A 20949-nucleotide genomic window follows, 5' to 3' on the forward strand; every position below is an offset into this window, starting at 1 on the left:
AAATTGCCGGTAAAGGCGCTTTGCTAAATATCCGCCAGTGCTTATCGTTCAGCCTCCTGTAAAAGAAGCTCACGCGCCCAATGGTTGACCACTCCATGCAATCCTCTGTTTCCCGCAAATCCCGTCGCTGGCTGTTCGGCCTGTTTGTCGTACTGGTCATCGCGCTGCTGGCCTGGAAGTTCTGGCCCGCCAGTACCGACCCGAAAAACGGCGCAGAGCACAAAGCCGCGGCTGGACACGCGGGGCGCTCGGGCGGCATGCGGCCAGGGTTTGGCGGGGCGACGGGGCCGATTCCGGTTCGGGTGGCGCCAGCGGTCACCGGGGATTTTCCCCTGTATTACAAGGCGCTGGGCACGGTCACCGCGCTCAATACGATCAACGTTCGCAGTCGGGTCGGCGGCGAGTTGGTGAAGATCGCCTTTGAAGAAGGGCAGATGGTCAAGGCCGGCGACCTGCTGGCGGAAATCGACCCACGTCCTTACCAGAATGCCTTGCTCCAGGCCGAAGGCACGCTGCTGCAAAACCAGGCCCAACTGAAAAATGCCCAGGTCGACCTGGAACGCTATCGCGGCCTTTACGCCGAAGACAGTATCGCCAAGCAGACCCTCGACACCGCCGCTGCGCTGGTGGGTCAGTACCAGGGTACGGTCAAGACCAACCAGGCAGCGGTCAACGACGCCAAGCTCAACCTGGAATTCACCAGGATCCGCGCGCCGATCAGCGGCCGCGTAGGTTTGCGTCAATTGGACATCGGCAACCTGGTGGCCGCCAACGACACCACGGCCCTGGCCGTCATCACCCAGACCCAGCCCATCAGCGTCGTGTTCACCCTGCCGGAAAACAACCTCGAAACCGTGCTCGCCCGCTATCGCAGCGGAGCGAAACTACCGGTCGAGGCATGGGACCGTGGCGATGTGAAACTCCAGGCCAGCGGTGTTCTGCAAAGCCTCGACAACCAGATCGACGTCACCACCGGCACCTTGAAATTCAAGGCGCGCTACGAAAACCGCGACCAGTCGCTGTTTCCCAACCAGTTCGTCAACGTGCGCCTGCTGGCCGACACCCTCAAGGGCGTGGTCCTGGCGCCGACCGCAGCCATCCAGTTCGGCACCAACGGCACCTTCGTCTACGCCCTTGATGGCGACAAGAAAGTCACCATCAGGAAGCTCAAGATCGGTGCCAGCGATGGCGAAAAAACCATTGTCACCGAGGGCCTGGCCGCCGGCGACAGGGTGGTGCTCGAAGGCACCGACCGCTTGAAGGAGGGCAGCGAGGTGGAAGTGGTCAACGACAGCCAGGAGGTGCCGACCACGCCGACCGAACACCTGCAAGGCAAGACGGCCGCGGCCCCGACTGAGCCGACCGCGGCCGACAAGGCGAAAAAGGGCGGCGCATGAATCTCTCGCGGCTGTTCATCCTTCGCCCGGTCGCCACCACGTTGAGCATGCTGGCGATTGTCCTGGCCGGCCTGATTGCCTATCGGCTGCTGCCGGTGTCGGCACTGCCCCAGGTCGACTACCCGACCATCCGCGTGATGACGCTGTACCCGGGCGCCAGTCCTGATGTCATGACCAGCGCCGTGACCGCGCCCCTGGAGCGGCAGTTCGGGCAGATGCCGGGCCTCACCCAAATGGCTTCCACCAGTTCCGGTGGTGCGTCGGTAATCACCCTGCGTTTCAATCTGGACATCAACATGGATGTCGCCGAGCAGCAGGTGCAGGCCGCGATCAACGCCGCGACAAATCTGTTGCCTACCGACCTGCCGGCGCCGCCGGTGTACAACAAGGTCAACCCGGCGGACACCCCGGTGCTGACGCTGGCGATCACCTCCAAGACCATGCTGCTGCCCAAGCTCAATGACCTGGTGGACACGCGAATGGCGCAGAAGATCGCCCAGATCAGCGGCGTCGGCATGGTGACCATCGCCGGCGGCCAGCGCCAGGCCGTGCGGATCAAGGTCAACCCGGAGGCACTAGCGGCCGCCGGGCTGAACCTGGCCGACGTGCGGACCCTGATCGGCGCTTCCAACGTCAACCAGCCCAAGGGCAACTTCGACGGCCCGACGCGAGTGTCGATGCTCGACGCCAACGATCAGCTGACCTCGCCCAAGGACTACGCCGAGCTGATCCTGGCCTACGCCAACGGCGCGCCATTGCGGCTCAAGGACGTGGCACAGATCGTCGACGGCGCGGAGAACGAACGCCTCGCCGCCTGGGCCAACGAAAACCAGGCCGTGCTGCTGAACATCCAGCGCCAGCCCGGGGCCAACGTCATCGAGGTGGTGGACCGGATCAAGGCGCTGCTGCCGAGCATCACCGATAACCTGCCGGCCGGCCTCGACGTGACCGTGCTGACCGACCGCACCCAGACCATCCGCGCCTCCGTCACCGATGTGCAGCACGAACTGCTGATCGCGATTGCCCTGGTGGTGATGGTGACGTTCCTGTTCCTGCGGCGGGTCAGCGCCACGATCATTCCGTCGGTGGCCGTGCCGCTGTCGTTGATCGGTACATTTGGCGTGATGTACCTCGCCGGGTTTTCCGTCAACAACCTGACCCTGATGGCCCTGACCATCGCCACCGGTTTTGTGGTGGACGATGCCATCGTCATGCTGGAGAACATTGCGCGCTTCATCGAGGAGGGCGACAGCCCGATGCAAGCCGCGCTCAAGGGCGCCAGGCAGATCGGTTTCACCCTGATTTCCCTGACGCTGTCGTTGATCGCGGTGCTGATCCCGCTGTTGTTCATGGCGGACGTGGTCGGGCGATTGTTCCGCGAGTTCGCCATCACCCTGGCGGTGGCGATCCTGATTTCTTTGGTGGTGTCCCTGACCCTGACGCCGATGATGTGCGCCCGCTTGCTCAAGCGCGAGCCCAAGGAAGAGCAGCAGGGCCGCTTCTACCGGGCCAGCGGTGCCTGGATCGACTGGTTGATCGCCGCTTACGGGCGCAAGTTGCAATGGGTGCTCAAGCATCAGCCGCTGACCCTGCTGGTGGCGGTGGGCAGCCTGGTGCTGACGGTGGTGTTGTACCTGGCCGTGCCCAAGGGCTTTTTCCCGGTGCAGGACACGGGCGTGATCCAGGGCATTTCCGAAGCGCCGCAGTCAATTTCCTTCGCCGCCATGAGCGAGCGCCAGCAGCAGCTGGCCAAGGTCATCCTCGCCGACCCGGCGGTGCAGAGCCTGTCCTCTTACATCGGTGTCGACGGCGACAACGCCACGCTAAACAGCGGACGCCTGCTGATCAACCTCAAGCCCCACAGCGAGCGGGACGACAGCGCCAGCGAGATCATCGCCCGCCTGCAACCGCAGCTCGACCGGCTGGTGGGCATTCGCCTGTTCATGCAGCCGGTGCAGGACCTGACCATCGAAGACCGGGTCAGCCGCACCCAGTACCAGTTCAGCCTGTCTTCGCCGGACGCCGAGTTGCTCAGCCTGTGGAGCGGTCGCCTGGTCGAGGCCCTGGCCCAACAGCCGGAACTGACCGATGTCGCCAGTGACCTGCAGGACAAAGGCTTGCAGGTCTACCTGGTCATCGATCGCGACGCCGCGTCACGCCTGGGCGTGTCGGTGTCGAACATCACCGATGCGCTGTATGACGCGTTCGGCCAGCGACAGATATCCACCATCTATACCCAGGCCAGCCAGTACCGCGTGGTGCTTCAGGCCCAGGCCGGGGAAGAGCTCGGGCCGCAGGCGCTTGACCAGATCCACGTCAAGACCACTGACGGCGGGCAGGTCCGCCTGTCGAGCCTGGCCCGTGTCGAAGAGCGTCAGGCGCAACTGGCAATCGCCCACATCGGCCAGTTCCCGGCGGTGATGATGTCGTTCAACCTGGCGCCGGGCGTGGCCCTCGGGCATGCGGTGGAGGTGATCGAAAAGGTCCAGCAGGACATCGGCATGCCAGTGGGCGTGCAGACCGAGTTCCAGGGCGCGGCGCAGGCGTTCCAGGCATCGTTGTCGAGCACTTTGCTGCTGATCCTGGCTGCGGTGGTGACCATGTACATCGTGCTGGGGGTCTTGTACGAAAGTTACATCCACCCGATCACCATCCTGTCCACCTTGCCCTCGGCGGCCATCGGCGCTTTGCTGGCGTTGATCCTCACCGGCAATGACCTGGGCATGATCGCGATCATCGGCATCATCCTGCTGATCGGCATCGTCAAGAAAAACGCGATCATGATGATCGACTTCGCCCTGGACGCCGAACGCAACCAGGGTCTGGATCCGCAGACGGCCATCTACCAGGCCGCGTTACTGCGCTTCCGGCCAATCCTGATGACCACGCTGGCGGCGCTGTTTGGCGCGGTGCCCCTGATGCTCGCCACCGGCTCCGGCGCCGAGTTGCGCCAGCCGTTGGGCCTGGTGATGGTGGGCGGGTTGCTGGTGAGCCAGGTGTTGACCTTGTTCACCACCCCGGTGATCTACCTGTACTTCGATCGTCTGGGCCGTCGGTTTGCCCGGCCTGAGGGGAAAGAGGTGCGGGTATGACGTCCGGACTCCGTGGGTGCTTTCCGTGGCGAGGGAGCTTGCTCCCGCTTGAGTGCGCAGCGCTCACAAAAGGGGCCGCTGCGCGACCCAGCGGGAGCAAGCTCCCTCGCCACAAAAGCCTGTTCGTTGAAAGCTGGAGCGGCGACCAGTGAACCTCTCCGGCCCCTTCATCCGCCGCCCCGTGGCAACCATGCTGCTGAGCTTCGCCATCATGCTGCTCGGCGGTGTGTGCTTTGGCTTGCTGCCGGTGTCGCCGCTGCCGCAGATGGATTTCCCGGTGATCGTGGTCCAGGCCAACCTGCCGGGGGCGAGTCCCGAGGTGATGGCTTCTACCGTGGCGACGCCGCTGGAGCGTTCCTTCGGCGCGATCGCCGGGGTCAACACCATGAGCAGTCGGTCCAGCCAGGGTTCGACCCGGGTGATCCTGCAATTCGACCTGGACCGCGACATCAACGGTGCGGCCCGGGAGGTGCAGGCGGCCATCAACGCCTCGCGCAACCTGCTGCCCAGCGGGATGCGCAGCATGCCGACCTACAAGAAGGTCAATCCGTCCCAGGCGCCGATCATGGTGCTGTCGCTGACCTCGGATGTGCTGGAGAAAGGCCAGCTCTACGACCTGGCCTCGACCATTCTGTCCCAGAGCCTGTCCCAGGTGTCGGGCGTGGGCGAGGTGCAGATCGGCGGCAGTTCGCTGCCGGCGGTGCGCATCGAACTGGAGCCGCAATTGCTCAATCAGTACGGCGTGGCGCTGGACGACGTGCGAACGGCGATTGCCAACAGCAACGTGCGCCGGCCCAAGGGCTCGGTCGAGGACGACCAGCGGATGTGGCAAGTCCAGGCCAACGACCAGCTGGAAAAGGCCAAGGATTACGAAACACTGATCATCCGCTACCAGGATGGCTCGGTATTGCGGCTCAAGGACGTGGCCAAGGTCAGCGACGGCGTCGAGGATCGCTACAACAGCGGTTTCTTCAACGACGATGCCGCCGTGTTGCTGGTGATCAATCGCCAGGCCGGCGCCAACATCATCGAGACCGTCAACGAGATCAAGGCCCAGTTGCCGGCCTTGCAGGCCGTGTTGCCCGCCAGCGTCAAGCTGAACCTGGCGATGGATCGCTCGCCGGTGATCAAGGCGACCCTGCACGAAGCGGAAATGACCTTGCTGATCGCCGTCGCCCTGGTGGTACTGGTGGTGTTCCTGTTTCTCGGCAATTTCCGCGCTTCGCTGATCCCGACCCTGGCGGTGCCGGTGTCGCTGGTGGGCACGTTCGCGGTGATGTACCTGTACGGTTTCTCGCTGAACAATCTGTCGCTGATGGCGTTGATCCTCGCCACCGGGCTGGTGGTGGACGACGCCATCGTGGTGCTGGAAAACATCTCCCGGCACATCGATGAGGGCGTGCCGCCGCTGAAGGCCGCGTACCTGGGGGCCGAGGAGGTGGGCTTCACGCTGCTGTCGATGAACGCCTCGCTGGTGGCGGTGTTCCTGTCGATCCTGTTCATGGGCGGGATCGTCGAGAGCCTGTTCCGGGAGTTTTCCATCACCCTGGCGGCGGCCATCGTCGTCTCGCTTATCGTATCCCTGACGCTTACGCCGATGCTCTGCGCGCGCTGGCTCAAACCTCACGTGCCAGGGCAGGAGAACCGCTTGCAGCGTTGGAGCCAGGGCGCCAACGAAAGAATGGTCCGTGGCTATGCACGCACGCTGGACTGGGTACTGCGCCATCGACGCCTGACCTTGCTCAGTCTGCTGGTGACCATCGGCGTGAACATCGCGTTGTATGTGGTGGTGCCGAAAACCTTCATGCCCCAGCAGGACACCGGCCAGTTGATCGGCTTCGTGCGCGGTGACGACGGGCTGTCGTTCAACGTGATGCAGCCGAAGATGGAGATCTTCCGTCGCGCGGTGCTCAAGGACGAGGCCGTACAGAGCGTGGCCGGTTTTATCGGCGGCAACAACGGCACCAACAATGCCTTCATGCTGGTGCGCCTCAAGCCGATCAACGAGCGCCGGATTTCCGCGCAGAAAGTCATCGAGCGCCTGCGCAAGGAAATGCCCAAGGTGCCCGGCGGCCAATTGATGCTGATGGCCGATCAAGACCTGCAGTTCGGAGGCGGCCGCGAGCAGACCACCTCGCAATATTCCTACATTCTGCAGAGCGCCGACCTGGCGTCGCTGCGCGAGTGGTACCCCAAGGTCGTCGCGGCGTTCCGCGCCTTGCCGGAGCTTACCGCCATCGATGCCCGTGACGGTGGCGGCGCACAGCAGGTAACCCTGATTGTGGATCGCGACCAGGCCAAGCGCCTGGGCATCGACATGGACATGGTCACATCGGTGTTGAACAACGCCTACAGCCAGCGGCAGATATCAACCATCTACGACAGCCTCAACCAGTACCAGGTGGTCATGGAGGTCAACCCCAAATACGCCCAGGACCCCAACACCCTCGAACAGGTCCAGGTGATTACCGCCGATGGCGCACGGGTCCCGCTGTCCGCGATTGCCCATTACGAGAACAGCCTGGAAGACGACCGGGTCAGCCATGAAGGCCAGTTCGCTTCCGAGGGCATCTCCTTCGACATGGCCCAAGGCGTAACCGTGGAGCAGGGCACGGCCGCCATCGAACGGGCGATCGCCAAGCTGGGGATGCCCGAAGACGTCATCGCGAAAATGGCCGGGACCGCCGACGCTTTCGCCGCCACTCAGAAAAGCCAGCCGTTCATGGTGCTCGGGGCGCTGCTGGCGGTGTATCTGGTGCTGGGCGTGCTGTATGAAAGCTACATCCACCCGTTGACCATCCTGTCCACGTTGCCTTCGGCCGGCGTTGGCGCGTTGCTGTCGATCTACGTGCTGGGCAGCGAGTTCAGCCTGATCTCGCTGCTGGGTCTGTTCCTGCTGATTGGCGTGGTGAAGAAAAACGCGATCCTGATGATCGACCTCGCGCTGCAACTGGAGCGCGCCGGCCAGACGCCGTTGGAGTCGATCCGCAGTGCTTGCCTGTTGCGCTTGCGGCCGATCCTGATGACGACGGTGGCGGCGATCCTCGGTGCCTTGCCACTGTTGCTCGGCGGTGCCGAAGGTTCGGAGATGCGCCAGCCGCTGGGCCTGACCATCATCGGCGGCCTGGTGTTCAGCCAGGTCCTGACGCTCTACACCACGCCGGTGGTTTACCTTTATCTCGATAACCTGCGCCACCGCTTCAACCGCTGGCGTGGGGTGCGCACCGATGCTGCCCTGGAAACTCCGCTATGACCGACCGTTCGCTTTTCAACCTTGCCGCACCGCTGGCAGCCGCCCGTGGCTCGCGGGTATTGAGCCTGGCGCTGTGCGTGGCGCTGCTCAGCGCTTGCGCGATCGGCCCGGATTACCAGCGCCCGGCGGCCGCTGCGCCGGTGCAGTACAAGGAAGCCCAAGGGTGGCGCCAGGCCAACCCCAGCGACGCCTTGGCCCGGGGCGCCTGGTGGGAGCTGTACAGCGACGCCCGGCTGAATGAGCTGGTGGCAAAGCTCAACGCATCCAACCAGACCGTGGCCCAGGCCGAAGCCCAGTATCGTCAGGCCCAGGCGTTGGCGCGCAGTGCGCGGGGAGCTTTTTTCCCAACGGTCGACCTTACCGTCGGCAAGAACCGCTCCAGCCAAGGCACCGGCAGCAGCAGTTCGAGCCTGAGCAGTTCTTCCAGCGGCATTCGCGACACCTACAGCGCCCAGGCCGGGGTGAGTTGGGAAGCGGATGTCTGGGGCAAGTTGCGCCGCACCCTGGAAGCCGATGAAGCCAGCGCGCAAGCCAGCTTTGCCGACCTGGCGGCGATGCGCCTGAGCCAGCAGTCGGAGCTGGTGCAGAACTACTTGCAGTTACGGGTCATCGACCAACAGAAGCGCTTGTTGCAGACCACGGTCGATAACTATCAGCGCTCATTAAAAATGACCGAAAACCAGTACCGCGCCGGGGTGTCGGGCAAGGACGCGGTGGCCCAGGCGCAGAACCAGCTCAAGACCACCCAGGGCGACCTGATCGACCTGATCTGGCAGCGGGCCCAGTTCGAAAATGCCATCGCCGTGCTGATCGGCCTGCCTCCCGCCGAATTCAGCCTGGCCGAAACCGAGGACGTCCCGGCGCTGCCGCAGGTCCCGGTGGCGGTGCCCTCGCAATTGCTCGAACGACGTCCGGACATCGCGTCGGCCGAGCGCTCGGTGATGGCCGCCAACGCCAACATCGGCGTGGCGAAGGCGGCCTATTATCCGGACCTGACCCTGAGCCTGAGTGGCGGCTACAGCAGCAGTACCTACGATAACTGGATAAGTGTGCCGAACCGCTTCTGGTCGGTCGGGCCACAGCTGGCGATGACGCTGTTCGACGGCGGCCAGCGCTCGGCGGAAGTCGACCGCAGCGTCGCGGCGTACGACCAGACCGTGGCGACCTATCGGCAGACCGTGCTCGACGGTTTTCGCGAAGTCGAGAACTACATGATCCAGCTCAAGGTGCTCGAAGACGAAGCCCGCGTGCGTCAGGAAGCCCTCGACGCCGCCCGCGAGTCCCTGCGCCTGACCCAGAACCAGTACCGGGCCGGCTTGATCGGCTATCTCGACGTGGTAACCGTCCAGGCCACCGCCCTGAGCAACGAACGCAGCATGCTGAGCCTGCAACAGAGCCGGTTGATTGCCAGCGTGCAGCTGATCGCGGCGCTGGGCGGCGGGTGGGATGGGCAGTTGCAGGCGAGCGACAAACCATAATCGCGCCAGACTTTTGTGGCGAGGGAGCTTGCTCCCGCTGGGCTGCGCAGCGGCCCCTGGATCTGCCACCTGGGTGTGTCAGTCAGCTAGCGTTCAGCTTTTTGGGGCCGCTGCGCAGCCCAGCGGGAGCAAGCTCCCTCGCCACGGGGATTCGCAGGCCATCAGTCCCGCTTTTGGCCGATGCGCTGCCTACGTCCCTTGACGATGGCTTGGTATAGTTCAGGCCTCTTTTCAGCCGGTAAAGGATCACTGCCATGTCGCAATACCAAGCGTTCCACGTCGAACTTGCAGACAAAATCGCCCATGTGCAGATCAATCGTCCCGACAAGATCAATGCCATGAACGCCGCGTTCTGGAGCGAGATCATCGAGATCTTCCAGTGGATCGACGATACCGACGAAGTGCGGGTGGTGGTCCTGAGCGGCGCCGGCAAGCATTTTTCGTCCGGCATCGACCTGATGATGCTGGCCGGCGTGGCGAACGAACTGGGCAAGGACGTCGGCCGCAACGCCCGTGTGCTGCGGCGCAAGATCCTCGAACTGCAAGCCTCGTTCAACGCCGTGGACAATTGCCGCAAACCGGTTCTCGCGGCGATCCAGGGTTATTGCCTGGGCGGTGCCATCGACCTGATTTCTGCCTGCGACATGCGCTACGCGGCCGAGGATGCGCAATTCTCCATCAAGGAAATCGACATCGGCATGGCGGCCGATGTTGGCACATTGCAACGCTTGCCCCGGATCATCGGGGACGGCATGCTGCGTGAACTCGCTTATACGGGGCGCACCTTTGGTGCCGACGAAGCGCGCAGCATTGGTCTGGTCAATCGTGTCTACAGCGATACCGCCAGCCTGCTTGACGGAGTGATGGGCATCGCCCGGGAAATCGCCGCCAAGTCGCCGATCGCCATAGCCGGCACCAAGGAAATGATTGGCTACATGCGTGATCACGGCATCGACGACGGGCTGGAATACGTCGCCACGTGGAATGCCGCCATGCTGCAATCGAATGACCTGCGCGTGGCCATGGCCGCCCATATGAGCAAACAGAAACCCGAATTTCTGGATTGATCGATCATGATTTCACGCTGGACCACCGCAGTACTCGACACCGACCTCGCGGGCGGCTGGGCCGTGGCCCGCAGCCCGGAGGGCTTTCTCTACGACGACAACGGCGCACTGTTTCCCCGCGAGTGGCTCAAGCGCCAGGATGTGTCGATTCTCGCCGAGCACGGCATTGGCCATCTCGACGGCGAGCCGGTCTACCTGCTGGAACTGCATAGCTCGCTGGAGATTCCCGGCTGCAACTGGAAAGGCCTGCGGGCCTTCATGCTCGAGGACGACCACACGCTGTTCAAGGTGCTGGGTTATGCGGCGCAGATCGGCACCTGGGCTCGCGAACATCGCTTTTGTGGCAGTTGCGGCCAGCGCATGATCCAGGTGCCGCGAGAGCGGGCGATGTACTGCGAGGCATGCGATCTGCGGCATTACCCGCGAATCTCGCCGAGCATGATCGTGCTGATTACCCGTGGCGATGAGGTCTTGCTGGCGCGTTCGCCGCGCTTTGTCACCGGTGTCTACAGCACCCTGGCCGGGTTTGCCGAGCCGGGCGAGTCGGCCGAGGATTGCCTGATCCGGGAGGTGCGCGAGGAGGTCAGCATCGAAGTGAAGAACATCCAGTACGTGGGCAGCCAGTGCTGGCCGTTTCCCCATTCGATGATGCTGGGTTTTCATGCCGAGTATGCCGGCGGTGAGATCGTGCCCCAGGAAGACGAAATCGAGGACGCCCAATGGTTCAGCGTCCATGACCTGCCGCCGTTGCCGGCCTCGCGCTCCATCGCCCGCTACCTGATCGACCTGTATGTCGCCCGACGTCTAGGCCACGCTGAACCAGTGCTGCCAGGCTAGGCGCACGGTCAGGCCCAGCACCACGGTGATGAATACCGGGCGGATGAACTTCGCGCCGCCGCTGATGGCGGTGCGCGCGCCGAAGAACGCGCCGACCATCACCGACAGGCCCATGCTCAGGCCGATGATCCAATCCACCTGGCCCGAGAAGATGAACACTGACAGCGCCGCAATGTTGCTGACGAAGTTCATGCTGCGGGCCACGCCGCTGGCCTTGACCAGGTCGATGGGGTAGAGCAGCAGGCTGCTGACGGTCCAGAACGCACCGGTGCCCGGGCCGGCCACGCCGTCGTAGAATCCCAAGGTGAAACCCTGGGATGACTGCCACGTCTTCTTGATCGGCGCATTGCTGTCCAGCGGCGCCTTGGGCGTGCCGCCGAACAACAGGTACAGGCCACAGGCAAAGACGATCACCGGCAGCATCTTGTTCAGCCACTCGGCGGGCAGGTAATGAGCAACGACGGCGCCGACCAAGGCACCGACCAGCGTGCCGACGAGGGCGTGGGTCCATTGCCGTGGGTGAAACAGCTTGCGCTTGTAAAAGGTAAAACTGGCCGTGGCTGAGCCGAAGGTCGAGCTGAGCTTGTTGGTGCCCAGCACCAGGTGCGGTGGCAGGCCGGCGGTCAGCAACGCCGGCGTGGTAAGCAGCCCACCGCCGCCGGCGATGGCATCGATGAAGCCGGCGATGAACGCGACGACGGCAAGGATAGCGAGGGTGGAGAGGTCGACGCTGAGTTCAAAAGGCATGGACTGGGGCTTATTCGGCAGGGCGCAGAAAGACTGCGGGGAAGGCCGCTATGTTACCCATAACAACGCCGGGCCGCGACTGCCCCAAATCGTGGCGAGGGAGCTTGCTCCCGCTGGGCTGCGCAGCGGCCCCAGATTGCCGCATACGGTGTATCAGGCAAACCGCGCCCGCCGGTCTACGACTGCTGCGCAGCCGAGCGGGAGCAAGCTCCCTCGCCACGGTGATGCGTTGTATTTGCCAGCGCGGATCGACTGCCGCGAATTTGATCCTGCAGAAAACAGCGGCGGCGCAAGCTGCGAAGATACACGGGTGCACACCCGCTCCCTCGCCACGGTGATGCATTGTATTTGCCAGCGTGGATCGACTGCCGCGAATTTGATCCTGCAGAAAACAGCGGCGGCGCAAGCTGCGAAGATAAACGGGTGCACACCCGCTCTCGTGGCGAGGGAGCTTGCTCCCGCTGGGCTGCGCAGCGGCCCCGATTGCCGCACACGGTATATCAGGCAAACCGCGCCCGCCGGTCTACGACTGCTGCGCAGCCGAGCGGGAGCAAGCTCCCTCGCCACGCTACCCACTCAAACCACGTCGTCCACGATGATGTGCCGCTCATCCCTTGAACAGAGTTCGATCCGGGCCTGGACCCGGTACACGTTGCGCAGCATCTGCTCGGTGATCACTTCTTCACTTCGGCCGCAGCCTTGCAGGGTGCCCTCGGCGACGACCAGCACCTGGTCGGCAAAGCGCAACGCCTGGTTCAGGTCGTGAATGGCAATGAACACGATGATCGAATGTTGGCGGGCGAGGGCGCGCATGAAGCTCAGTACCTGGACCTGGCGGTGCATGTCCAGGGCGCTGGTGGGTTCGTCCATCAACAGGACTTCGGGCTCGCGCACCAGCGTCTGGGCGATCGACACCAGTTGCTGTTGCCCACCGCTCAGTTCACCGAGGTTGCGAAACGACAAATCACTGATGCCCAGGGACGCGAGGATGCGGTCCACCACTTCCAGCTCATCGGCTTGCACTGTCCAGCCGGGCGCCTGCTGTTTGCGCGCGAGCAGCACCGATTCGTAGACCGTCAGCCGGGCGTTGGCGTTGAGGTTCTGCGGCATGTAGCAAATGCCCTGCTGGCCCCTGCGCGAGCCTTCCAGGCGAACATGGCCGGGGCCGTCGATGAGGCCGGCGATGCGTTTGAACAGGGTCGATTTTCCGGCCGCGTTGGGCCCCACCACCGCCACCACCTCGCCACCCGTAAGCACCGGCGTAGTGATCCCGTCCAGTATCGCCCGACGACCATAACGAGCGCCGACACCTTGCAGCTCGATCGTCACCATGACTGTTTCCTGCCGCCCAGAATGAGAGAAATGAAGAACGGCACGCCGATCAGCGACGTGACCACGCCGATCGGGAAGATCGCCCCGGGTATCAGGGTCTTGCTCACCACCGAACTGGCCGACAGGATCAGCGCGCCGGTCAGCAGTGAGGCCGGCAGGAAGAAACGCTGGTCCTCGCCGATCAGCATCCTGGCGATGTGCGGCCCCACCAGGCCGATGAAGCCGATGGTGCCGACAAACGCCACTGGAAACGCGGCCAGCAGGCTGACCATGATCAGCGTCTGCAAGCGCAACTTGCGCACGTTGATGCCGAAACTCGCGGCTTTTTCATCCCCCAGGCGCAGGGCGGTCATGGCCCAGGCGCGGCGGGCAAAAATCGGCAAGGTGACGAGGATTACCAGGCAGATCACGCCGAGTTTCGGCCAGGTGGCCTTGGTCAGGCTGCCCATGGTCCAGAACACCACGGCGGCCACGGCCTGCTCGGTGGCGAAGAACTGCACCAGCGCCAACAGCGCATTGAAGGTGAACACCAGGGCGATACCGAGCAGCACGATGGTTTCGCTGGTCATGCCCCGGCGCAGGCTCAGGACATGGATCAGCAGCGCCGAGAGCATCGCCATGATAAAGGCATTGAGCGGCACCATGTATTGGGCGATCACCGGCACCAGGGCCACGCCGAATGCCAAGCCCAGGGCCGCGCCGAAACTGGCTGCCGCCGAGATGCCCAAGGTGAATGGGCTCGCCAGCGGGTTGTTGAGGATGGTCTGCATTTGGGCGCCGGCCAGGGACAACGCGGCGCCCACGGCCACCGCCATCAGCGCCACCGGTAGGCGGATATCCCACATCACCACCCGCACTTGCGGCGCCGCGGCATCCGGAGAGAACAGCGCGCCCAGCACTTCATCCAGGCTGTAGCTGGCCGGGCCGAGGGCCAGGTCGAGCAGCACGCTGAACAGCAGCAACAGGGCCAGGCCGATCAGGATCAAGCGTTTGCGCCAGACCTGCTCGCGGTAAATCGTGCCCAGGGCGATACCCTCGATACGGCCATTCATGGTTGGGCCTGCGCGGGCTTGAGGCTGACGAAATAGCCTGGCTCATAGGGCACAGGCAAGAAGCGCTGGTGGAACTCGCGAAACGTTGCGTCGGGGTCCAGGTCGGTGAATAGCTCCGGATGGAACCACTTGGCCAGTTGCTGGATGGCGATGAACTGGTAAGGGCTGTTGTAGAACTGGTGCCAGATGGCATGAAAGCCCTGGGTTTGCTGAGCCTTGATCCCGGCATAGGCCGGGCGGGTGGTGTACCACTGCAATTTGCGCCGCGCCTCGGCCAGATCGGCGCCGGGCCCGACACCGACCCAGTGCCCGCCCGGCGCAAAGGCCTCCCAGTTGGCGCTGGTGACCACCACCTGTTCCGGGTTGGCGACGATCACCTGTTCCGCGTTCAACTGACCAAAGGTGTTGGGAATGATTGCGCTGGCAATGTTGCGGCCCCCGGCCAGCTCGACGAAACGGCCGAAATTTTCGTTGCCGAAACTCAGGCAGCAATCGTCGGTGTAGCCACCGATGCGTTCGATGAACACTTTCGGGCGGGGCGGCTGGCGGGCCTGGATCACATCGGTGACGCGACGGATCTGCTGGTTGCGAAAGGCGATGAACGCCTCGGCGCGTGCCTCTTCGCCGAACAGCTGGCCAAACAGGCGCATGGTCGGTTCGGTGTTCTGCATCGGGTTGTTGCGAAAGTCGACGTAGACCACCGGAATGCCCAGCGCATCGAGTTTCTCGATGTAGCGCGCGTCTTCGGTGGCGTGCTGGGCCTCGATGTTGAGGACGATCACGTCCGGTTGCTGGCTGATCGCTTGCTCGATGTCGAAGGTGCCGTCTTCGAAACCGCCGAAGGTCGGAATCCGGGCAATTGCCGGATACCGCCGCAGGTAGGCGCCGTAGGTGTCCGGGTCGGACTGGATCAGGTCCTTGCGCCAGCCGACGATGCGGCGGATCGGGTTGTCGGTGTCGAGTGCCGCGACGAGGTACAACTGGCGACCTTCGCCGAGGATGACCCGTTGCACCGGAACGCGCACCTGGACCTGGCGGCCGAGCAAGTCGGTGACGGTGGTTGTGGTGACAGGCGATGTGCCTGAAAAACACAGGCCGCTCAGCAACAGGGTGGCAGCACCCAGCAGCCAGGCGATGAGCGATGAGCGCGTCAGAGATTGAATCTGCATGGTTGGAACCTTGTCAGGGATCGCCCCGCCAGCGGTGCACGCGCTGTTCGGGGCGAGGCGCAATCAGAAGTCGACCGTCGCTGAAAGCAACAGGGTGCGTGGCGCGCCTTGGGAGAACGCGCCGTAGGAGGCCACGCCGGACCAGTATTCGCGGTCAAACACGTTCTGCACCGTGGCGCGCAACGTGGTCGGCCGGCCATCGAGTACCGTGCTGTAGCGGGCGCCGGCATCAAAGCGTGTCCACGGATCGAGCTCTTGGGTATTGGCCTGGTTGACGTACTGGCTGCCGGTGTAGATCGCTCCACTGGTCAACGTCAACCCCTGGACCCAGGGGGTGTCCCATTCGGCCCAGAGGTTGGCCTGCACTTCGGGCACGCCCACCGGTTTGTTGCCGCGATTGGCGGCGGTCCCGCTTTTGGTGAGTTCGCCGTCGAGCAAGGTGACGCCACCGAGCAGGCGCGTGCCCTCGCGCAATTCGCCGAACATGTTCAGTTCGATGCCGCGGTTGCGCTGCTCGCCCTGGACCGAATACACGCCACCGGCCGTGCCGTTGGTCAATTCGCCGGCGGGCTTCTTGATCTGGAACAGCGCCAGGGTCGAGGTGAACGTGCCGTAGTCGACCTTGACCCCGACCTCCTGCTGGCGAGAGATGTAGGGCTTGAAGATTTCGCCCGAGTTGCTCGCAGTGGCCGGCGCGGTGTCGCCCTTGCTCAGGCCTTCGATGTAGTTGTAGTAGAACGACACATGTTCCCAGGGCTTGACCACCGCGCCGAACAAAGGCGTGGTTTCGCTTTCGTCATAGGCGCTGGTGACATTCCCGAGGGTGTTGTAGTTGTTTGATTCAATGCTCTGCTTGCGCAGGCCAAGCGTTACCTGGACCCGTTCATCGAGGATCGACAGGGTATCGGCCAGGGCCACGCCGGACAGTTCGGTATCGGAGACCTTCGCCACATCGGGCGAGGCGATGGACGGTTTGTCGCGCGCCACCGGGTGATAGATATTCGAAAAGACCGGGGCGCCGGAATTGATTCCTCGGCGCAATTCATCGCGATAGCGGCTGGCCTGCAAGGTGGCGCTGTGGCTGACCGGACCGGTTTCGAAGCGGGCACGGGCACCGGCATCGACGGTGTAACGCTCCACCTCGAACTTGTAGTAGCCCGGTACCGAGCGGGTGTCGCCGGCGCTGTTGAGGATCGTCGGGGTCTGGTCCGACAGTCGTGCCACATCGGACTTGCCGCCCCCGGCGTGGCCGAACACCGTCAGGTTGTCGCTCAGGTCATATTCGCCACTGAGCAGCGCCGACTTGTCGCGGGTTTCGGACCAGCCCCATTCCTGGGTCACGTTGCTGCGCCCGTTGGCCGCCGAAGGCACCTCGACACCGCTGGCGATGGCAAACGGCCGGGAGGGTGCGTCCCACTGTTCTTCCTGGCTGATCAGGTCCAGGCTGGTCCTGAACCGGTCGCCCTGGTAATCCAGGGAGATCGCACCGATGCCGACATCCCGGGACTGCTTGTCGATCGCGGTGTCGCCACCCTGCAGGCTGCCGTTGATGCGCACACCGAAGCGGCGTTCCTCGCCGAAGCGGCGGCTGATGTCGACATGCCCGCCTGCCTGGGTGTCCATGGCGTAGCTGGCGGTAACGCGAGTCAGGTCCTGGTCCAGCGAGCGCTTGGGCACGATGTTGATCACGCCACCGACGCCGCTGTTGGGCGACATGCCGTACAGCAGCGCAGCCGGGCCCTTGATGACCTCGATGCGCTCGGCATATTCAGTGAACACCCGGTAGTTGGGTGCCACGCCGTACACGCCGTCGAACGCCAGCTCACCCAGGTTGCCTTCGCCCACCGGGAAACCGCGAATGAAGAACGAATCGACGATGCCGCCGGTCTGGCCGGTGGAGCGCACCGAGGAGTCGCGCTCCAGCACGTCGGCGGCGGTCACGGCCTGCTGGTCCTTCATCAGGGTCGAGGTGTAGTTGCTGACGCTGAATGGCGTGTCCATCAGGTCCTTGTTCCCCAGCAGGCCAACCCGGCCGCCACGGGCCACCTGGCCACCGCTGTAGGCCGTCGGCAAATCCCCGGGGCGCACCTCGGCGGCATTGATGGTGGTTGGCGCCAGGGCCAGCCCCCCGTCGCCGGCGGATTTTTCCAGGGTGTAGCTGCCATCGTCGCGGGCGACCAGTTCCAGGCCGCTGCCGGCGAGCAATCGGGTAAACGCTTCACGCGCGGTGAACTGGCCTGAAAGGCCCGGGCTGTTCAAGCCTTGGGTCAGGGAGGGTTCAAACGATAATGCGATGCCGGCCTGCACGGCAAACGCCGACAACGTGGCACCCAAGGGACCTGGCTGGATGTTGTAGGACTGGCTGGCAACGTTGTCCAGCGGCGCGCCCGGTGCCGCCCAAGTGCACGGGCTCAAGGTGGAAAGTGCAACGCTGAGCATGGCACTGCGAATCGCCAGATTCAGCTTGCGATCCGAACGCAGGGGGCGGGCAACGGGCATGGCGGGGTGATCCTGTGCAGAGGGTTTGCTCTCTAAGCCAGCCAGGATTGAAAAAAGTATCAGCCCCGCCCGATTATTTTTCAGGGCTCAAGCCGGCGCCAGCATGACCCAGTAATCGCCCAGGCGGGATGTGACGCGGATGGGGTAGGTTCGGGCGAGCATGGTCAGGGTCTGCCGGCTGTCGTTCAGGGGAAAGGCGCCGGATATCCGCAGGTTGGCGATCGCCGGGTCGCAACGCAGGACGCCGTTGCGATAACGGCTCAGTTCGTTGACGAAATCCGCCAGGCGCATGTTGTCGGCCATCAGCATGCCCTGGGTCCAGGCCAGCACCGACTTGTCGACAGGTTTCAGGGCGTCGATGCCCCGGGCGGTAAAACCGCTGCTCTGGCCAGCCCCGACCACTTGCTCGCCGATGCCCTTGACCTCGATGCGCACCGCGCCTTCCAGCACGACGAGGCGAGTATGGCCGGTGTCTTCGCGAACGCTGAAGCGCGTCCCGAGCGCCTGCATCCGGCCTTCGTCGGTCTGCACCCGGAACGGCCGGGCGAGCGCTGATGGGTCCGCTGCGGTCTGGACCAGTATTTCGCCTCGGCGCAACAGCAGCAGGCGCTGGTGTTCGTCGAAAAATACATCGATTGCGGTGTCGGTGTTCAACGTCAGGCGGGTGCCGTCGGTCAGGGTCAGGTCGCGACGCTCGCCCACCGGAGCGCGGTAATCGGCGGTCCACTGTTGCCAGTCGTTGAGCTTCCAGCTGCCCCAGGCCAATGGCGCCAGGGCGAGCAGGGCGGCCAGCTTGCCCATGGCGGCACGGCGCGCCGGATTGCTCGGGCGGTCCAGCGCCGGCATCGCCAGCGCGGGCGGCAAGCCTTGCAGCTTGCTCAGCAGCAGTTCGGCCCGCGCCCAGGCCTGGCGGTGGGCCGGGCTGCTGGTACGCCAGCGTTCCCACTCCAGGCGTTCGGCGTCGTTGACGCTGCCTTCGCTCAGGCGCATCAGCCAATCGGCGGCTTCGTTGAGAATGGCCGGGTCGAGGGCGTGGCGGTCATGGGCGGGCATTCAGTCCACCAGCATCAGGCAGTGCAGGAAAGCCTGTTTCATGTAGCGCTTGACGGTGATCAGCGAAACGCCGAGTTGCGTGGCGATGTCGTCATATTTCAGGCCGTTGATCTGCGACAGCAGGAACGCACGCTTTACCAGGGGCGGCAGGGTGTCGAGCATGGCGTCGATTTCATGCAGTGTCTCGAGCACCAGCAAGCGTCGTTCGGGCGATGGCGCCTCGGGCTCGGGCAATGTCGCCAATGCCTGGAGGTAGGCGCGTTCGAGTGCCTTGCGCTGGAACCAATTGACCAGGATGCCCCCGGCGACGCAGCTCAGGTACGCACGCGGTTCCTCGATCACCGCCACCTTCGAGGCGAGGATGCGAATGAACGTGTCATGGGCCAGGTCGGCGGCGTCCAGCGCATTGCCCAGTTTTCGATAAAGCCTGGCGTACAACCAGCCATGGTGTCCGCTGTAGAGGTCTGCGACGGTGCGCAGGTGACAATCGTTGACCGCTGACCCTGGATCGCTCATGGCTGTTGTATTTTTTTGATAGTGAGAATTATTCCCAATAGTAGTGGAGGCGCTCAGTGCCGCGCAAGGTTGATAGGCGGCATTTTCGGTTTGTGTCGCTATTCGCCAGCCCTGTCGGCGATTCCGAGCGGTTTGTGGCGCAGCAGCATCAACGGCACCAGTGCGATTGCGTAGGCGAGGCAGACATAAAGGAAAATGTGCTCCAGGCCATACACCTGGCTGAGCAATGCGCCAAGGGAGATGCCAATGATCGATGCCGTCTGTGAAACGCCCTGGGCCAACCCCAGCACCTGCCCTTGGCGACTGTTGTCGACGCTTCTGGAGATAAGCGCCGTCAGCACTGGCGTGGTTGCGCCCAACAGCAGGCCCCAGAGGAAATAGGCGAGGGCGAAGACGACCGGCTGGCGCGTCAGGCCGGCCACGGCGGTGACGATGACCAGGCCGATGACAATGCTCGCCATGGCCTGCAGCGTTTGCGCCGGGTTGCGCCGTTCGAAGTAGCGCGACCAGGACGTCGCACAAAAAATGAAGCCCAGGGCTAGCAAGCCGTAGCAAAGCCCGACCATGGCATTGCTGACCTCGAAGGTCGCCCCCACGTACAAGGAAAACGAAGTCTGTGGCAGCATTCGCGCCAGCAGCAGGAGGCCCATGATGCCCAGCAGCCAATTGATCGCCGGGTCGAACAGCCTGGGCGGCAGGGGAGGCTTGCCTGCCAGCGGTGCTTTTTTTACTGGCGCCACGTTAGGCAACGCCAGCGCCGCGACGACGGTACATGCGGCGCAGAGGCCCGAGGCGACGATGTTGATCCAGAAAAACGTCGCATGATCGAGAATCAGCCCGCCGACCACCGCCCCGAGCAACGAACCGACGTTGGTGGAAATCTGCAGGATCGCAAACAGCCTGGCCCGCCGCGACGGTGCCTCGATGCTCACTCCATAGGCCTGGGCCGGCGCGATATAACCGGCAAAGGCGCCTTGCAGGAAACGCAGGACCAGGATCGTCCAGATATCGCTGCTCAATGCCAGCCCGAGCTGGGTCAACGAGAGCCCCGCCAGCGCGCGGATCATCATCAGCTTGTGACCGTAACGATCACCGATCCGGCCCCAGAAGGCACTGGTCAGGATGATGCCCAGCATCGGGCCGACGTACACCGCCGTGCTGGCAAAGCTGAACAGCGCGTCGTTGCTGGTCAGTTGGCGCAAATGCACAGGCCAGAACGGCCCGCTCATTTCCATCGCGCCCATGGAAACCAGCTGGATGGAGAACAGCAGGAAGACGAGCAGGCGCACACTGGAAGCCTGGGGGAGACCTATACGGGGCATGGACACATTCGCAGGGCGACAAAGCTGTGTCTTATCCACCAGTGCGTCGATCGGGGCAAGGGGAAAATGCTCCGTGAGGAAATCGCGTGGCTGCGCATCCGCTTTCGTGGCGAGGGAGCTTGCTCCCGCTGGGCT

At 63.8% G+C, this 20949-nt stretch carries 14 protein-coding genes; 6 read left to right on the plus strand and 8 right to left on the minus strand.

Annotated features, from left to right (window positions below; translation table 11 throughout):
* Positions 1-80: 80 nt before the first annotated feature.
* The 6 genes from J3P89_RS10990 to nudC all read left to right on the plus strand — a co-directional run bounded on the left by J3P89_RS10990 (position 81) and on the right by nudC (position 11124).
* Positions 81-1397 (plus strand): MdtA/MuxA family multidrug efflux RND transporter periplasmic adaptor subunit, encoded by a 1317-nt coding sequence (locus J3P89_RS10990; RefSeq protein WP_434697523.1) that lies wholly within the window; start codon positions 81-83, stop codon positions 1395-1397.
* Complete coding sequence (locus tag J3P89_RS10995) at positions 1394-4489, plus strand: MdtB/MuxB family multidrug efflux RND transporter permease subunit (protein WP_434697524.1); 3096 nt, start codon at positions 1394-1396, stop codon at positions 4487-4489. The genes J3P89_RS10990 and J3P89_RS10995 overlap by 4 nt, the downstream gene beginning before the upstream one ends.
* A gap of 148 nt (positions 4490-4637) precedes the next feature.
* Entirely contained in the window at positions 4638-7742 is a 3105-nt protein-coding gene (locus J3P89_RS11000; protein ID WP_434697525.1) for an efflux RND transporter permease subunit, read from the plus strand.
* Complete coding sequence (locus J3P89_RS11005) at positions 7739-9220, plus strand: efflux transporter outer membrane subunit (RefSeq protein WP_434697526.1); 1482 nt, start codon at positions 7739-7741, stop codon at positions 9218-9220. The genes J3P89_RS11000 and J3P89_RS11005 overlap by 4 nt, the downstream gene beginning before the upstream one ends.
* 254 nt (positions 9221-9474) lie before the next feature.
* Entirely contained in the window at positions 9475-10287 is an 813-nt protein-coding gene (locus J3P89_RS11010) for a crotonase/enoyl-CoA hydratase family protein (RefSeq protein ID WP_434601012.1), read from the plus strand.
* Positions 10288-10293: 6 nt separating this feature from the next.
* On the plus strand, positions 10294-11124 hold the full coding sequence (gene nudC, locus J3P89_RS11015; protein WP_434657300.1) for an NAD(+) diphosphatase: 831 nt from the start codon (positions 10294-10296) through the stop codon (positions 11122-11124).
* On the opposite strand, the gene J3P89_RS11020 is transcribed toward nudC, so the two are convergent.
* The 8 genes from J3P89_RS11020 to J3P89_RS11055 all read right to left on the minus strand — a co-directional run bounded on the left by J3P89_RS11020 (position 11092) and on the right by J3P89_RS11055 (position 20814).
* Positions 11092-11871 carry a TSUP family transporter gene (locus J3P89_RS11020; RefSeq protein WP_305500574.1) on the minus strand — a complete coding sequence of 260 codons (780 nt, stop codon included), beginning with the start codon at positions 11869-11871 and terminating at the stop codon, positions 11092-11094. The genes nudC and J3P89_RS11020 overlap by 33 nt on opposite strands.
* A gap of 576 nt (positions 11872-12447) precedes the next feature.
* Entirely contained in the window at positions 12448-13203 is a 756-nt protein-coding gene (locus tag J3P89_RS11025; RefSeq protein ID WP_434697527.1) for an ABC transporter ATP-binding protein, read from the minus strand.
* Positions 13197-14255 carry a FecCD family ABC transporter permease gene (locus J3P89_RS11030; protein WP_434697528.1) on the minus strand — a complete coding sequence of 353 codons (1059 nt, stop codon included), beginning with the start codon at positions 14253-14255 and terminating at the stop codon, positions 13197-13199. The genes J3P89_RS11025 and J3P89_RS11030 overlap by 7 nt, the downstream gene beginning before the upstream one ends.
* Positions 14252-15424 (minus strand): ABC transporter substrate-binding protein, encoded by a 1173-nt coding sequence (locus J3P89_RS11035; RefSeq protein ID WP_434697529.1) that lies wholly within the window; start codon positions 15422-15424, stop codon positions 14252-14254. The genes J3P89_RS11030 and J3P89_RS11035 overlap by 4 nt, the downstream gene beginning before the upstream one ends.
* A 63-nt stretch (positions 15425-15487) precedes the next feature.
* The gene (locus J3P89_RS11040; RefSeq protein ID WP_434697530.1) at positions 15488-17923 is read right to left on the minus strand and encodes a TonB-dependent siderophore receptor; all 2436 of its coding nucleotides are present in this window, start codon (positions 17921-17923) and stop codon (positions 15488-15490) included.
* Between the two features lie 87 nt (positions 17924-18010).
* Positions 18011-18976 carry a FecR domain-containing protein gene (locus J3P89_RS11045; protein ID WP_434697531.1) on the minus strand — a complete coding sequence of 322 codons (966 nt, stop codon included), beginning with the start codon at positions 18974-18976 and terminating at the stop codon, positions 18011-18013.
* A complete protein-coding gene (locus tag J3P89_RS11050; RefSeq protein ID WP_305500585.1) occupies positions 18977-19492 on the minus strand; it encodes a sigma-70 family RNA polymerase sigma factor in 516 nt (171 codons plus the stop codon).
* 98 nt (positions 19493-19590) lie between these two features.
* Positions 19591-20814, minus strand: a complete 1224-nt coding sequence (locus J3P89_RS11055) for an MFS transporter (protein ID WP_434697532.1) — start codon at positions 20812-20814, stop codon at positions 19591-19593.
* Between the last annotated feature and the right edge of the window lie 135 nt (positions 20815-20949).

It is taken from the genome of Pseudomonas sp. Z1-14, assembly GCF_051132005.1.
Taxonomy (GTDB): domain Bacteria; phylum Pseudomonadota; class Gammaproteobacteria; order Pseudomonadales; family Pseudomonadaceae; genus Aquipseudomonas.

Bases quoted from the DNA above. Each gene is read 5' to 3' on its own strand.
- J3P89_RS11045 (WP_434697531.1), bottom strand. From the start codon at position 18,976: ATGCCCGCCCATGACCGCCACGCCCTCGACCCGGCCATTCTCAACGAA.
- nudC (WP_434657300.1), top strand. From the start codon at position 10,294: ATGATTTCACGCTGGACCACCGCAGTACTCGACACCGACCTCGCGGGC.
- J3P89_RS11040 (WP_434697530.1), bottom strand. From the start codon at position 17,923: ATGCCCGTTGCCCGCCCCCTGCGTTCGGATCGCAAGCTGAATCTGGCG.
- J3P89_RS11020 (WP_305500574.1), bottom strand. From the start codon at position 11,871: ATGCCTTTTGAACTCAGCGTCGACCTCTCCACCCTCGCTATCCTTGCC.
- J3P89_RS11030 (WP_434697528.1), bottom strand. From the start codon at position 14,255: ATGAATGGCCGTATCGAGGGTATCGCCCTGGGCACGATTTACCGCGAG.
- J3P89_RS10990 (WP_434697523.1), top strand. From the start codon at position 81: ATGGTTGACCACTCCATGCAATCCTCTGTTTCCCGCAAATCCCGTCGC.
- J3P89_RS11050 (WP_305500585.1), bottom strand. From the start codon at position 19,492: ATGAGCGATCCAGGGTCAGCGGTCAACGATTGTCACCTGCGCACCGTC.
- J3P89_RS11035 (WP_434697529.1), bottom strand. From the start codon at position 15,424: ATGCAGATTCAATCTCTGACGCGCTCATCGCTCATCGCCTGGCTGCTG.
- J3P89_RS11010 (WP_434601012.1), top strand. From the start codon at position 9,475: ATGTCGCAATACCAAGCGTTCCACGTCGAACTTGCAGACAAAATCGCC.
- J3P89_RS10995 (WP_434697524.1), top strand. From the start codon at position 1,394: ATGAATCTCTCGCGGCTGTTCATCCTTCGCCCGGTCGCCACCACGTTG.
- J3P89_RS11055 (WP_434697532.1), bottom strand. From the start codon at position 20,814: ATGCCCCGTATAGGTCTCCCCCAGGCTTCCAGTGTGCGCCTGCTCGTC.
- J3P89_RS11005 (WP_434697526.1), top strand. From the start codon at position 7,739: ATGACCGACCGTTCGCTTTTCAACCTTGCCGCACCGCTGGCAGCCGCC.
- J3P89_RS11025 (WP_434697527.1), bottom strand. From the start codon at position 13,203: ATGGTGACGATCGAGCTGCAAGGTGTCGGCGCTCGTTATGGTCGTCGG.